General features: G+C 73.3%; 11 protein-coding genes. 6 read left to right on the top strand and 5 right to left on the bottom strand.

From position 1 onward, the window contains the following. Positions 1 to 70: 70 nt before the first annotated feature. Both ACYX4T_RS02580 and ACYX4T_RS02575 read left to right on the top strand, forming a co-directional pair. Positions 71 to 310 (top strand): hypothetical protein, encoded by a 240-nt coding sequence (locus ACYX4T_RS02580; protein ID WP_476013019.1) that lies wholly within the window; start codon positions 71 to 73, stop codon positions 308 to 310. Between the two features lie 33 nt (positions 311 to 343). Further along, a complete protein-coding gene (locus ACYX4T_RS02575) occupies positions 344 to 916 on the top strand; it encodes an N-acetyltransferase family protein (protein WP_476013018.1) in 573 nt (190 codons plus the stop codon). Between the two features lie 120 nt (positions 917 to 1,036). On the opposite strand, the gene ACYX4T_RS02570 is transcribed toward ACYX4T_RS02575, so the two are convergent. Next, positions 1,037 to 1,165: a hypothetical protein gene (locus ACYX4T_RS02570; RefSeq protein ID WP_476013017.1), complete on the bottom strand. Its 129-nt coding sequence runs from the start codon at positions 1,163 to 1,165 to the stop codon at positions 1,037 to 1,039. A 330-nt stretch (positions 1,166 to 1,495) separates the two neighbouring features. Here ACYX4T_RS02570 and ACYX4T_RS02565 point away from each other — a divergent pair, with 330 nt between their 5' ends. Together ACYX4T_RS02565 and ACYX4T_RS02560 are read left to right on the top strand one after the other, a co-directional pair. Next, positions 1,496 to 2,905: an MFS transporter gene (locus tag ACYX4T_RS02565; protein WP_476013016.1), complete on the top strand. Its 1,410-nt coding sequence runs from the start codon at positions 1,496 to 1,498 to the stop codon at positions 2,903 to 2,905. Between the two features lie 60 nt (positions 2,906 to 2,965). Beyond that, positions 2,966 to 4,387, top strand: coding sequence for a glucose-6-phosphate dehydrogenase (locus ACYX4T_RS02560; RefSeq protein ID WP_476013015.1), 1,422 nt, complete (start codon positions 2,966 to 2,968; stop codon positions 4,385 to 4,387). 135 nt (positions 4,388 to 4,522) lie between these two features. Here ACYX4T_RS02560 and ACYX4T_RS02555 read toward each other — a convergent pair whose 3' ends face one another. From ACYX4T_RS02555 to ACYX4T_RS02545, 3 genes are all read right to left on the bottom strand, one after another. After that, complete coding sequence (locus ACYX4T_RS02555) at positions 4,523 to 6,898, bottom strand: xanthine dehydrogenase family protein molybdopterin-binding subunit (protein ID WP_476013014.1); 2,376 nt, start codon at positions 6,896 to 6,898, stop codon at positions 4,523 to 4,525. Positions 6,899 to 7,072: 174 nt separating this feature from the next. Then, entirely contained in the window at positions 7,073 to 9,115 is a 2,043-nt protein-coding gene (locus tag ACYX4T_RS02550; RefSeq protein WP_476013013.1) for an NAD(+) synthase, read from the bottom strand. A gap of 85 nt (positions 9,116 to 9,200) precedes the next feature. Continuing rightward, positions 9,201 to 9,518 carry a PspC domain-containing protein gene (locus ACYX4T_RS02545; RefSeq protein ID WP_476013012.1) on the bottom strand — a complete coding sequence of 106 codons (318 nt, stop codon included), beginning with the start codon at positions 9,516 to 9,518 and terminating at the stop codon, positions 9,201 to 9,203. A 344-nt stretch (positions 9,519 to 9,862) separates the two neighbouring features. Between ACYX4T_RS02545 and ACYX4T_RS02540 the strand changes: the two genes are divergently transcribed. Then, positions 9,863 to 10,207: a hypothetical protein gene (locus ACYX4T_RS02540; protein WP_476013011.1), complete on the top strand. Its 345-nt coding sequence runs from the start codon at positions 9,863 to 9,865 to the stop codon at positions 10,205 to 10,207. 421 nt (positions 10,208 to 10,628) lie between these two features. Here the strand turns inward: ACYX4T_RS02540 and ACYX4T_RS02535 are convergent, their stop codons facing one another. Beyond that, the gene (locus ACYX4T_RS02535; protein WP_476013010.1) at positions 10,629 to 12,146 is read right to left on the bottom strand and encodes a serine/threonine-protein kinase; all 1,518 of its coding nucleotides are present in this window, start codon (positions 12,144 to 12,146) and stop codon (positions 10,629 to 10,631) included. A 287-nt stretch (positions 12,147 to 12,433) separates the two neighbouring features. Between ACYX4T_RS02535 and ACYX4T_RS02530 the strand changes: the two genes are divergently transcribed. After that, positions 12,434 to 13,624, top strand: a complete 1,191-nt coding sequence (locus ACYX4T_RS02530) for a fatty acid desaturase family protein (RefSeq protein WP_476013009.1) — start codon at positions 12,434 to 12,436, stop codon at positions 13,622 to 13,624. Positions 13,625 to 13,656 lie beyond the last annotated feature (32 nt).

The following is a 13,656-nucleotide window of genomic DNA, read 5'->3' as shown; positions in this document are numbered from 1 at the left end:
CGGCGGCGACGTCGCGATGACGACCGCGCCCCGGGGTCGTAGGGTGAGCCGATCTCGTCTGGGAGGGCACATGGAGTTCGCTGTCCGGTACGTCAACGGCCCTCTGCAGGGCATCGGGTCGATCACGCTGCCCGACGACGCCGGCGAGGAGCCGCCGCTGCTCCAGCGCATCCCGCTGCCGAGTGGTGAGCACGGCCTGCGGCGCACGGTGTCGGACATGGCCGGTGGCGGGCAGGTCGCCATCTACGAGCGCACCGGCTTCAACGGGCCGGCCGGCGAGTGGGAGTTCTCCCTGGTCCGCGTGGAGTAGCCACCGGCCCGGCAGCGAGGGCAGGATCGGGACGTGTCCACCGAGTCCGCCGCCGAGTCCGCCGCCGGGTCCAGCACCGCGCCCGGCACCGGCGTCCTGCGCCCCGCCACCGCCGACGACGCCCCCCGGGTCGCCGCGATCTTCGCGGGCTACGTGCTGCGCTCCATCGCCACCTTCGTCGAGGAGCCCCCCACCGACGACACCTGGCGCGAGCGCATCACCACCGGCTACGGCCACGGGCTGCCGTTCCTCGTCGCCGAGGTCGACGGCGAGGTCGAGGGCTTCGCGTACGCGGCGTCGTTCCGGCCGCACGCGGCCTACCGCTACACCGTCGAGGACTCGATCTACATCGCGCCGGAGGCGGCCGGTCGCGGGCTCGGGTCGCAGCTGCTCGTGGGCCTGCTCGACGCCCTGCGGGGTACCGAGGTGCGCCAGGTCGTGGCCGTCATCGCCGCGCTGGCGGGGTCGCGCCACGACACCCCGTCGATCGTGCTGCACCGCCGCCTCGGCTTCGTCGAGGTCGGGCGGTTGCCGTCGGTGGGCTACAAGTACGGCCAGTGGGCCGACACCGTGCTCATGCAGGCCGACCTGCGTCCCGACGGCTGAGCCCGCCTCCGTACGACGACGTCGGGCCGCCCCGCGAGGTGCGGGACGGCCCGACGAGCATGATCGAAGTACCGTTACGGACGTTGAGTGTCAGCGAAGGCACTTCGCTGACGCCCCGGGTCAGGCCTCGACGGCCACCGCGGTCGCGGGGCGCCGGGCCCAGTTCCGCTGCGCGTGGCGGACGAGGGCGGTGGCCACCCCGACGCCCGCTCCCGCACTCACGATCATGCCCATGAACACTGCCGCCATGACGGCTCCTCCTCACCACGTGCACGCGCCGGGGCCGGTGACCGGGTCCGGATGACCCGACCGGTCCACGAGGCTTGCGAACGGCGGGTGCTGACTGCACCCACGAAGTGAGACGCGCGACGGACGGCACGTGTTCCACCCGTCGCGGGCGCCCCCGCATGACTCCACGCACAGCAACCGCGTGCGTTCACCCTGTGCCTCCGGCGGGTCCGCAGTAATGTCCGACCGAACGGAAAAGTAAACGGGCGTTAACGACTTTCGGGATTGTTCCCGTCAAAGCGGACAAAGGTTCCCGTCGGGAGTAGCGCTCCGGCGACGAGGGGAGTCGGCATGACCCAGACCGAGGAGGGCGGCGGGACACCGGAGGGCGTCACCGTCACCGACACACCCACCATGCAGCGCGCGGTCGGTGCCGCGGCGGTCGGCAACATCACCGAGTGGTTCGACTTCGGGGTCTACGCCTACCTCGCGACGACCATCGAGGAGAACTTCTTCCCGCCCGACAACCCGACGTTGGCGCAGGTCGGGGTGTTCGCGGGCTTCGCGGTGTCGTTCCTGGTCCGACCGCTGGGCGGGCTGTTCTTCGGCCCGCTGGGCGACCGCATCGGCCGCACCAAGGTCCTGTCGATCACCGTCATCATGATGGCGATCGGGACCTTCCTGCTCGGGCTCATCCCGTCGTACGCCTCCATCGGCATCTGGGCGCCGATCCTGCTCGTGCTCTGCCGCGTCGTACAGGGATTCTCCACCGGCGGCGAGTACGCGGGCGCGATGACGTTCATCGCCGAGTACTCCCCCGACCGCCGGCGCGGTTTCTTCGGCAGTTTCCTGGAATGCGGCACGTTCATCGGCTACGCGCTCGGCGCGACGGTGGCGACCATCATCCCGCTGGTCTCGACCCCGGAGTTCGCGTCCACCTGGGCGTGGCGCATCCCGTTCTTCATCGCGTTGCCGCTGGGCATCGTCGGCGTGTATCTGCGGGTGCGGCTCGAGGAGACACCGGCATTCCAGACGCTGCTCTCGGAATCCGAGGAGCGCGAGGGCACGCAGGCCGGCGCCGGCATCAAGAAGCTGTTCGTCGACTACTGGCCGGCCATGCTCGCGGCCGGCGGGCTCGTCGTGGCCTGGAACGTCCCGAACTACATGCTCACCAGCTACATGCCGACCTACCTCGAGGACAACGTCACCGTCGTGGGCGGCACCGCGATCGACAGCACGACCTCGCAGTGGCTCCAGATCGCCGTGCTCTGGGTGGCGGTCTTCATCATCCCGCTGCTGGGCCGTCTGTCGGACCGCGTCGGCCGCAAGCCGATCCTGTGGGCCGGGGCCGTCGGGACGATCGTCCTCGCCTTCCCCATGATCTTGGTGCTCAAGAGCGGGTCGGTGCCGCTGGTCGGCCTGGGCCTCGCCGTCATGGGCGCGCTGCTGATCTGCTTCTCGGCGACCTGCCCGTCGACGCTGCCGGCGCTGTTCCCCACCGAGATCCGCTACGGCGGCCTGTCCATCTCGTTCAACATCTTCGTCTCGGCCTTCGCCGGGACGACATCGCTGATCATGACGGCCGTGGTGCTCAGCACCGGGTGGGCCTACTGGCCCGCGGTCTACCTGATCATCTTCGGGATCGTCGGCGTCGTCGTGCTGACCAGGCTGCGCGACCCCGCCGGGCGCCCGCTGCCCGGCTCGAACCCCGCGGTCTCCACCGAGCAGGAGGCCCGCGAGCTCGTCGCGGCCCGGGGCTGACCGACCTCGATGGTGGGCGCCGGGGGTGTCGGTGGCGCGCAACACGGGCACGATGAGCCCGTGTCCTCGTCGACCGCCGCCCCCGGCCCCACCGTCTTCGTCCTGTTCGGCGCCACGGGCGACCTGGCCCAGCGCCTGGTGCTGCCGTCGTTCTTCCGCCTCGTCCAGGAGAAGCTCCTGCCCGACGAGTGGCGGCTGATCGGCAACGGGCGCCGCAGCAAGACCGACGAGCAGTTCCGCGACGAGGTCCGCGAGGCCCTGGAGCAGTTCGGCGGCCTGACGCCGGAGGACGGGCCGTGGGACGAGTTCGCCGCGGGGCTGCGCTTCGCCGGTGGCGGGTTCACGGCCGACGACCCCGGCGAGCTGCTCGACCGCGTCGCCGAGGCCCGCGGCGAGATCGGGCAGGACGCGCAGCTGGTGCACTACCTCGGCCTGCCGCCCCAGACCTTCGGCGACTACACCCGCGCCCTCGGCGCCCACGGCCTCGCCGAGGGCTCGCGGGTGGTCTACGAGAAGCCGTTCGGCACGTCCCTGGAGAGCTTCCGCGAGCTCGACCGCGTCGTGCACGACGTGCTCGACGAGTCGCAGGTCTTCCGCATCGACCACTTCCTGGGCAAGGAGGCCACCCAGGAGCTGCGGGCCCTGCGCTTCGCCAACGGCCTGTTCGGCAGCTCCTGGGACCGCCACCACGTCGCCGCGGTCGAGATCGACGTCCCGGAGACCCTCGACGTCGCCGACCGCGCCGAGTTCTACGACGCCACCGGCGCGGTGCTCGACATGCTCGTGACGCACCTGTTCCAGGTCGCCGCCGAGGTCGCCATGGACCCGCCGGCGTCGTTCGCGCCCGACGACGTGGCCGCCGCTCGCAACGACGTCATCCGGTGCTTCCGCACGCTCGCGCGCGACGAGGTGGTCCGCGGGCAGTTCGACGGCTACCGCGACCTCGACCACGTCGCCGACGACTCGACCACCGAGACCTTCGTCGCCGCCCGCCTCTGGGTCGACAGCGACCGCTGGCGCGGCGTGCCCTTCCTGCTGCGCACCGGCAAGCGGATGGCCGAGAGCCACCAGAAGGTCAACCTGGTCTTCCGCGACCCCGAGGGCGGCCCGGTCGCCGAGCGCGACCTGCCCTCGCGCGGCAACGTGCTCTGCTTCGACCTCGCCGGCGACGGCGCGCTGGCGCTGTCGATGAACGTCAAGACGCCCGGGGCGTCGTCGGAGCTGGGCTCCACGTGGACCCAGATCCCGCTGGACACGCTCTCGGGCGGCGACCCGCTCCCCCCGTACGTGCGGCTCATCCACGACGTGCTCACCGGCGACCGGGCCCTGTTCACCCGCCCCGACGGCCTCGAGGACGTCTGGACCGCGGCCGCCGAGGTGCTCGACGACCACCGCCGGCCCGAGCCCTACGCGCCGGGCAGCTGGGGTCCCGAGTCGGCCCTGCGCCTCGCCGACCCCGTCGGCTGGGTCCTCCCCGGCTAGTCCGTTCGGCCCATGTGAGCGATGTTCCCGGCGATCGCCGGGAAAATCGCTCACATGGGCCGGTCCTGGGCGGCCCGCCGGCCCTCGGTCGCGACGGGCAGCGCTAGCGTGGTGGCCTGGACGGCGATGAGCTGCTCAGTGCTGCGACCCGGGCTCGCCGGCGTACTCGGGGCCGGCCTGCTGGCGCCGGGCCGGGTCCTCGGCCCGGGCACCCTCGATGGCGCGCCACACGGCCTCCGGGGTCAGCGGCATGTCGATGTGCCGCACGCCCAGGTGCGAGAGCGCGTCGACGACGGCGTTGTGCACCGCGGGCGTCGAGCCGATCGTGCCCGACTCCCCGATGCCCTTGGCGCCGATCGGGTTGAGGTGGGTCGGGGTCTCGGTGTTCGACACCTCGAACCCGCACAGGTCCGCCGCCGACGGGATGACGTAGGACGCCAGGTTGCCGCTGGTCGGGTTGCCGTCCTCGTCGAACGTGACCCGCTCGTAGAGGGCCTGCGCGATGCCCTGCGCGATGCCGCCGTGCTGCTGCCCGGCGACCAGCATCGGGTTGAGGATGCGGCCCGCGTCGTCGACGGCGACGTGGCGGCGCTGGCGCACCATGCCGGTGTCGAGGTCGACGTCGACGACAGCGATGTGCGAGCCGAACGGGAAGCTCGACTGGCCCTGCTTGAAGTCGAGCTCCTCGAGCAGCGGGCCCTTCGACCCGTCGTCGGTGCCCGAGCCGTCCTCGGCGGCGGTCGCGACCTGCGACCAGGTGATCTCCCGGTCGGCGATGCCGCGGACACCGAAGCCGCCGTCGGTCTGCTCGATGTCGTCCACGGACGCCTCGAGCAGGTGCGCCGCGATCTCCTTGGCGCGCGAGACCAGCTGCTCGGAGGCGTTGTGGATCGCGCTGCCGCCGGTCTGCAGCGAGCGCGAGCCCAGCGTCCCGGCGCCGCTGCGCACGAGCGAGGTGTCGGACTGGACGACCTTGATCTTGTCCATCGGCACCCCGAGGACCCCGGACGCGAGCTGCGCGTACGCGGTCTCGTGGCCCTGCCCGTGGGCGCTGGTGCCGGCCATGACGGTGAAGGTGCCGTCCGGGTGCGCCTGCGCCGAGCCGTACTCGCCGTCGAGGCCGAGCGGAGCGGTGACCTCGACGTAGGACGCGACGCCGATGCCCAGCGCGGTGCGGCTGCCCTCGGCGCGACGGCGCTCCTGCTCGGCGCGCAGCGCGTCGTAGTCGGCGGCCTGCTTGACCGCGTCGAGCGCCTTCTCGTGCTCGGCGTTGTCGTACTCGGCGCCGGTGAGGCTCGTCATCGGGAACGCGTCGGGCTGCAGGAAGTTCTTCCGGCGCATCTCCAGCGGGTCGACGCCGATCTCGTCGGCGGCGATGTCGATGATCCGCTCGAGCAGCTGCGTCGCCTCCGGACGCCCCGCCCCGCGGTAGGCGCCGGTGGTCGTCGTGTTGGTGACGACGGTCTTCCACGTGAAGTCGATGGCCGGGATGTCGTAGACGCCCTGGGCCATGAGCTGGGTCAGGCTCGGCAGGATCGTGCCGACCGCCGGGTACATGCCCCCGTCGCCGACGACGGTCGCGCGCAGCCCGACGATCGTGCCGTCGCGCTTCACGCCCAGCTCGGCGTGCTGCACCTGGGCGCGGCCGTGCACCATCGAGAGCATGTTCTCGGAGCGGGTCTCGGTCCAGCGGACCGGCCGGCCGAGGTCCATCGCGGCGCGCGCGGCGATCGAGTACTCGGGGTAGGCCGTCGCCTTCGGGCCGAAGCCGCCGCCGACGCGCGGGGCGATGACGCGCACCTGGGTGGCGTCGAGGCCGAGGTCGCTCGCGAGGGCGTCGCGCGCACCGTGCGGGGTCTGGATCGACAGCCACAGCGTGACGCCGCCGTCGGGCTCGCCGGGGACCGCGACGCAGGCGTTCGGCTCCATGGGGACGCCCGCGAGGCGCTGGTTGTAGAACTTGCCGGACACCACGACGTCGGCCTCGTCGAACAGGCCCTCGACGTCGCCGGTGCCCGCGCCCGCGACGACGTTCGAGCCGTGCTCCTCGAAGATCACCGGCGCGTCGTCGGCGAGGGCCTCCTCGATGCCGACGACGGCGGGCAGCGGGTCGATGTCGGGGAAGACGCTCTCGGCGGCGTCCAGCGCCTGGCCCGCGGTCTCGGCGACGACCGCGGCGATGATGTCGCCGACGAAACGCACGCGCCCGCGCGCGAGCGGCGGGCGCGACATGGCGTCGGGGACGACGCCGGGCAGGCCCGGCCGGTCGGCGATCTGCAGGTCACCGTCGGTGTAGACGCCCACGACGCCCGGCTTCGCCCGCGCCTCCTCGACGTCGACCGCGTTCAGGGTCCCGTGCGCGATGGGCGAGCGGACGAAGACCACGTGGTACGAGCCCTCGACGGGCAGGTCACCGGTGTACTGGGAGGCCCCGGTGATCAGGGCCTGGTCCTCGGTCCGCTTGACCGAGTGGCCGAAGATCGATCCTGATCGGCTGGGGGTGATGGTCATCGCCGTGCTCCCTCGGTGTCGTGGCGGCGCGGTCAGAAGATCAGACCGTCTCCGTGGCGTCGAGTGCAGATTTCCACGCCGGTTCCGCTCGCGCGCGTCCGGCGGCCGAACGTCCGTGCGTCGGCGACCGTCCGGACCATCGGGGGCGGCGCTGCCGCCGACCGTGGGAGCCCGTCAGCTCTCCGGCACGTGCTCGTCGATCTCGGCGAGCCAGATCGTCGCCGACGAGTCCGACGGCGCGCGCCAGTCCCCGCGCGGCGAGAGCGAGCCGCCCGCGACGACCTTCGGACCGTTGGGCTGCGCCGAGCGCTTGAACTGGGCGAACCCGAAGAAGCGCTGGGCGAAGACCCGCAGCCAACCCCGGATCTCCGAGAGGTCGTAGGCCCGCCGGTCGCCCTCGGGGTAGCCCGGCGGCCAGACCCCGGCGTCGACGTCGCGCCAGGCGTGCCACGACAGGAACGCGATCCGCGACGGCCGGAACCCGTGGCGCAGCACCCAGTAGAGGGTGAAGTCCTGCAGGTCGTAGGGCCCGATCTTCTGCTCGCTGGACTGGATGTCCTGGTCGGCGTCCGCGGGGACGAGCTCCGGGCTGATCTCGGTGTCGAGGACGTCCTGCAGCACCGTGCCGACCTCGTCGGAGAACTGCTCCGAGCTGATCACCCAGCGGATGAGGTGCTGCACGAGCGTCTTCGGGACGCCGCTGTTGACCGTGTAGTGGCTCATCTGGTCGCCGACGCCGTAGGTGGACCAGCCGAGCGCGGCCTCGGACAGGTCGCCGGTGCCCAGCACGATGCCACCGCGCTGGTTCGCGGCCCGGAACAGGTAGTCGGTGCGCAGGCCGGCCTGGACGTTCTCGAACGTCACGTCGTACTGCGGCTCGCCCTGCGAGAACGGGTGGTCGAGGTTCGCCAGCATGAGCCGGGCGGTCTCGGTGATGTCGATGGTCTCGAACGTGGCGCCCAGGGCCTCGGCGAGGCGCTCGGCGTTGCCCTTCGTCCGCTCCCCCGTCGCGAAGCCCGGCAGCGTGAACGCGAGGATGTCCGAGCGGGGGCGCCCGGCGCGGTCCATCGCCCGGGCGGCGACGATGAGCGCGTGGGTGGAGTCGAGCCCGCCCGAGACCCCGATGACGACCTTGGCGTCGCCGATCGCCCGCAGCCGCTGCAGCAGCCCGGCGACCTGGATGTTGTAGGCCTCGAAGCAGTCCTGCTCGAGGCGGGCCGGGTCGGCCGGGACGAACGGGAAGCGCTCGACGGTCCGCCGGAAGCCGATGTCGCCCGCCGGCGGGTCGAGCACGAAGCCGATCGTGCGGAACGGCTGCTCCTCGCGGCGCCGGTTGTCGTCGAAGGTGCCCATGCGCAGGCGCTCGGAGCGCACCAGGCGCAGGTCGACGTCGGCGACCGCGTGCCGCTCGCCGGCCGGGAACCGCTCGGTCTCGGCCAGCAGCACCCCGTTCTCGTGGATGCTCGTCTGCCCGTCCCACGAGACCTCGGTGGTCGATTCCCCGTCGCCCGCCGCGGCGTAGACGTAGGCCGCCGAGCACCGCGCGGACGCCGACCGCGCGAGCAGCTGGCGGTCGTCGGCGCGCCCGACCGTGATGGGGCTGCCCGAGATGTTCGCGAGCACCGTGGCCCCGGCGAGCGCGGCGTGGGCACTCGGGGGGATCGGCACGAACATGTCCTCGCAGACCTCGACGTGCAGCACGAGACCGTCGACGTCGGTGGCGTCGAAGAGCAGGTCGGCGCCGAACGGCACGTCCTCGCCGAGCATGTGGATCGTCCCGGCCTCACCGGCGCCGGACGCCATCTGGCGGGGTTCGTAGAACTCGCGGTAGTTCGGCAGGTAGGTCTTGGGGACGACGCCCAGGACCCGCCCGCGGTGCACGACGACCGCGCAGTTGTAGATGCGGTGGCGGTGGCGCAGCGGCGCGCCCAGCACGAGCACCGGGGTCAGCTCCGACGACGCCGCGACGATCTCGGCGAGGGCGTCGACCACCCCGTCGAGGAGCGTGTCCTGCATCAGCAGGTCCTCGATGGAGTAGCCCGAGAGCGTCAGCTCCGGGAACACGGCGAGGCCCGCCCCGTCGTCGTGGACCTGCCGGGCCACCGCGAGCAGGGACGCGGCGTTCGCCGGCGGGTCGGCGATCGTCGTGCGGACCGTCGCGGCCGCGACGCGCACGAAGCCCTGGTGGTACACCGAGGTGAAGGGCGGGCTGGGCATTCCTGCACTCTGCATGTCCGGGGCTGTCCTCCTGGGCCGACGACGCGGGCGAGCGTAGATCGCCCGCCCGGTCGCCGCCGGAGGGTCAGACGGTGCTGGTCGGAGGGCTGGTCGGAGGGCTGGTCGGAGGCGTCGGGTCGTCCGGCGGCGACACCGGCGCGACACGCTCCCCCGCCCCCTCCTCGGGCACCAGCGCCCAGGCGGCCAGGTAGGCGATCAGACCCACGAGGTGCCCGAACACGGCCAGGAGTACCGCGAGGACGCGGACGAGGTTCGCGTCCAGCCCGGTGCGCGCGGCGATCCCGCCGCACACGCCGGCGATCCAGCGGTCGCGGACGCTGCGGCGGAAGCCGAAGGCCGGCACGGACGAGGGGACGGGGCTGCTGCTCTGCGGGGTGGTCATGCCCCGAGCGTGCCGACGCGCCGGGGCCCCGCCCTCCGGGTCGGGCCCTGGTGGTTCCCCGATCCGTGGGGTCCGGGTCCCTCGGGGTCGGTGGACGGGAACGGGGCCCGCCGCTGTTGTGGTGACGCAACGTCAGGTTTTGCCCGTCCAACCGCCGTGGTCAACCGATCGGAGCTGTCACCGTTCGCCGCTCTCTGACGTGCGTGACCGGTGCCACGGGGCATTCGGGCGGCCCTACCGCACGGGTGGCCACGCCCACAACGACCCGGAGTGACCCGCCCCGGCGGCGCGGGGATACTCGTCGGTAACCGAGCGGTCCCCGTGGACCGCCAGGAGGTGACCCGATGACCGCGCCGACCCGTACGACCAGCACGATCGACAGCTCGACCGAGGCCGCTCCCTGGGTGCTCGCGCACGCCACGGCGTGCGCCGAGGCCGTGGCCACGGCCCTGGACCTGCTCGACGAGGACGACGTCGAGGTCGTCCCGGACGGCACCGGTGCCGGCTTCACCCTGCGGGTGCACGCCGACCCGCCGCGTGCGGTCCGCGCCGTGCGCTGGTCGGCGGTCGAGGGGTGGGCGGCGACGGCGGACGCGGCCCTGCGCCGCGCCCCGCGGTGGCGCGCGCTGCCCCTGGCGGCCGACGCCGAGCCGCTGACGCTGTGCGAGGTGCTGCGCACCGGGCGGTGAGGGCTCACCCGGGGACGGGGCGCCGGCGCGGGCGTTCGCCGGTGCGGGCCCCTCGTCCGCACCGGCGGCCCCGGATCGGAACGTACCGGGCGGTCCCCTCGTCGTGAAGGTGGATGCCGCGACACCCGTGTGGCGGCCACCCGGACGTACGCACAAAGACGTACAGCGCATCGGCCGCCGCCACCCCTAGCCTCGGTGATCGACGTCCCCGCCCACGGGGACGCACGGGAGGCGTCATGCGCGACCCACTGGCCGATCGGCTGATCCAGGAGCCACGCATCCGGCGGATCGTGCGCCGGCCACCGACCGCGGCCGGAGCCGCCACGGCACCCCCCGTGCCGGCTCCCCGGGGCGAGGAGCCGGACGTCCCGGCGCCCCGGTCGCCGGAGCCCGAGGAGCGCACGAGCGCCTGATCGACCGCCTAGCGGTCGCGTCCGCGTGCGCGCCCGCGGGGACGGTCGTCGTCCCGGTCGCCGTCGCGGTCGGAGCGGGCCTGGGCCCGCCAGCGCTCGTACCAGCGCTCCCACGACGCGGCGGCACGGTCGGCGGAGTCGGCGGAGTCGCGCGACCGTCGGCTCGTCGACGGCGAGGACGACGCGACCTCCTCGACGTCGTCGGCCGTGCTGGTCGTGCGACGCGGGGTGGTCGTGGTCGGCGGCGCGGCCGGGACGACCGGTGGCGCGGCCACCGGAACGGGCGCGGGCACGGGCGACTCGGGCGCCGCGAGCGGCACCGGGTCCGACGAGCCCGTCGCGGCCGCGACGACCCCCGCCGCCCCCAGGACGCCGACGAGCCCGGCGCCCACGGCCACCACCCGGCGTGCGGGCCGCCGCGACCGGCGCGGCGGCGGGGCGACCGGCGTCGCCCCCCTGGTCGCGGGACGGGCGGCGGGACGGGCGGGCCCGGGCAGCAGGAGCGGGCCGGTGCGGGCCTCGTCGGCGTCGAGACCGGTCGGGTCGGCCTCGCCCGGGTCGGGGGGCGTGCCCTCGCCGAGCAGGTCGGCGTGGACCGCGGTGCCGGTGCCGCGTGCCTCGCCGTCCCCGGCCCCGGTCACCGGGAGGGCGCCGCTCGCGGGCGCCACGTCGCGCCCCGCGAGCAGCCGCGCCGCGCGGGCCGCGTCGGGCCGGCGGGCGGGGTCGTGGTCGAGCAGGGCGCGCAGGACCGGCGTCAGGTCCCCGGCGCGCCGGGCGGGCGCCACCACGCCCGTCGCGACGCGCGAGAGCACCTCGAGCGCGTTGCCGCCGTCCCCGACGGGCGGGGCGCCCTCGAGCGCGGCGTAGAGCGTGGCGCCCAGCGAGAACACGTCGGCGGCGGCCGTCGCCGGGCCACCGCGCGCGAGCTCGGGGGCCATGAAGTGCGGCGTCCCGGCCACGAGCTGGTCGGCGGTGCCGGGTTCGGCGTCGACGACGGCGATGCCGAAGTCGGCGACGGTGACGGTGTCGCCGAGCCCGATCATGACGTTGGCGGGCTTGACGTCGCGGTGGACGATGCCCCGCGCGTGCATGGCGGCGAGCCCCTCGGCGATCTGCGCGCCGATCGCGGCGACCCGCACGGGCGGCAGGGGGCCCTCGCGATCGAGGAGGTCCGCCAGGGACGGGGCGGCGACGTACTCCATGACGAGGCAGACCTCGCCGTCGAGCTCGGTCATGTCGAAGATCGCGGCGAGCCGCGGGTGGTGCAGGCGGGCGGCGACGCGCCCCTCCCGGTGCGCCCGCTCGCGCACGAGGCGCGCGCGCTGCGCGTCGAGGGCGCGGCCGCCGTGGAGACGCTTGATCGCGACGTCGCGGTCCAGCAGCTCGTCGTGGGCGCGCCACACCGAGCCCGATCCCCCGCGCCCCACGGGCGCGAGCAGGAGGTAGCGACCGGCCACGAGGCGACCGGGCTCGATCGTGGCCCGGCCGTCCTCGAGGGCGACCGGCACCGAGGTCGGCGTCGTCATGCCCCTCCCTTCTGCTCCGTGACCGCGTATCGCGCGCCGTGACCATTCCGTTACCGAATCCGGCCGCGATCGTCCGGACCCCCGATCGGGTGGCGCCGCATCCTCGCCCGACCCTCGACGGGGCCGCCGCCCGACCCGCCCGAGGGCGGCTGTGACCGGGGCCATCCCGGCTGCGGTGTGGGGGGACACAGCGATCACCGCCCCCGCGCGGAGGTTCGTGTCGGTACCTTGGGTACCTAGTACTTCAGGTACCGAACGGGCCCCAGACGATGCGGAGGCAACCCCTCATGGCCATCTCGGACATCAAGGAGTTCACGCACCTGAGCGAGGCCGACGTCGCGGCCATCGGGCGTGAGTTCGACGCGGTCCGCCGCGACGTCGAGGTGTCGCGCGGGGAGGACGACGCCGCGTACATCCGCGGCGTCATCAGGCTGCAGCGCCGCCTGGAGATCGGCGGACGCGTGGCGCTGGTCGGCAGCATCCTGCCGCCGCTCTGGATCGCCGGCACCGCCGCGCTGGCCGCCTCCAAGATCCTCGAGAACATGGAGATCGGCCACAACGTCATGCACGGCCAGTGGGACTGGATGAACGATCCGGAGATCCACTCGGCGCAGTGGGAGTGGGACAACGTCTGCCCCGCGGACCAGTGGAAGCACTCCCACAACTACCTGCACCACACGTACACGAACGTGATCGGCAAGGACAAGGACGTCGGGTACGAGATCCTCCGCGTCCGCTCCGACCAGCCGTGGCACCCCTACTACCTGGGCCAGCCGCTCTACAACGCGCTGCTGATGTTCCTGTTCCAGTGGGGTGTCGCGCTGCACGACCTCGACATCGAGGGCGCGGCAAAGATGGACGCCGACCCCGAGGAGATGAAGGCCAAGCTGCGCCAGATCGGGCGCAAGGCGGGCAAGCAGGCGCTCAAGGACTACGTGGCCTTCCCGGCGCTGTCCGGCCCGTTCTTCCCCGCGACGATCGCGGCCAACGCGACGGCGAACCTCATCCGCAACGTCTGGTCCTACGCGATCATCTTCTGCGGCCACTTCCCCGACGGGGCCGAGGTGTTCACCGAGGAGGAACTCGACGGCGAGACGTGGGGCGAGTGGTACCTGCGCCAGCTGCTCGGGTCGGCCAACTTCACCGGCGGCAGGCTCATGCACCTCATGAGCGGCAACCTCGGCTACCAGATCGAGCACCACCTGTTCCCCGACCTGCCGTCGAACCGGTACCCGGAGATCGCGGAGAAGGTGCGCGACATCTGCGCGCGCTGGGACCTGCCCTACACGACCGGTCCGTTCCCGCGGCAGTTCTGGCAGTCGACACGGTCGATCTGGAAGCTGTCGCTGCCGGTGGCGGGCGAGCTCAAGCGCTTCGTCGACCGGCTGACCGGCCGCGAGGAGCGGGCCCCGCAGCCCGCCGACGTCCCGGCTCCGCGCACCGGGAGCACCCCCGCCGCGGAGCCGGTGGCCGCCTGAGGTGCGCTCCGCGCAGGTGAGCAGAAAGACGT

The organism is Actinomycetospora sp. ABD4_176 (genome assembly GCF_056311855.1).
Note: the sequence above shows the minus strand (reverse complement) of the source record. Positions and strands in the feature narration are given on the sequence as shown.

What these genes read in the sequence shown, in the direction of transcription:
- ACYX4T_RS02565 (WP_476013016.1), top strand. Translation starts at nt 1,496, where the DNA reads ATGACCCAGACCGAGGAGGGCGGCGGGACACCGGAGGGCGTCACCGTC.
- ACYX4T_RS02540 (WP_476013011.1), top strand. Translation starts at nt 9,863, where the DNA reads ATGACCGCGCCGACCCGTACGACCAGCACGATCGACAGCTCGACCGAG.
- ACYX4T_RS02530 (WP_476013009.1), top strand. Translation starts at nt 12,434, where the DNA reads ATGGCCATCTCGGACATCAAGGAGTTCACGCACCTGAGCGAGGCCGAC.
- ACYX4T_RS02570 (WP_476013017.1), bottom strand. Translation starts at nt 1,165, where the DNA reads ATGGCGGCAGTGTTCATGGGCATGATCGTGAGTGCGGGAGCGGGCGTC.
- ACYX4T_RS02550 (WP_476013013.1), bottom strand. Translation starts at nt 9,115, where the DNA reads ATGCCCAGCCCGCCCTTCACCTCGGTGTACCACCAGGGCTTCGTGCGC.
- ACYX4T_RS02580 (WP_476013019.1), top strand. Translation starts at nt 71, where the DNA reads ATGGAGTTCGCTGTCCGGTACGTCAACGGCCCTCTGCAGGGCATCGGG.
- ACYX4T_RS02545 (WP_476013012.1), bottom strand. Translation starts at nt 9,518, where the DNA reads ATGACCACCCCGCAGAGCAGCAGCCCCGTCCCCTCGTCCGTGCCGGCC.
- ACYX4T_RS02555 (WP_476013014.1), bottom strand. Translation starts at nt 6,898, where the DNA reads ATGACCATCACCCCCAGCCGATCAGGATCGATCTTCGGCCACTCGGTC.
- ACYX4T_RS02535 (WP_476013010.1), bottom strand. Translation starts at nt 12,146, where the DNA reads ATGACGACGCCGACCTCGGTGCCGGTCGCCCTCGAGGACGGCCGGGCC.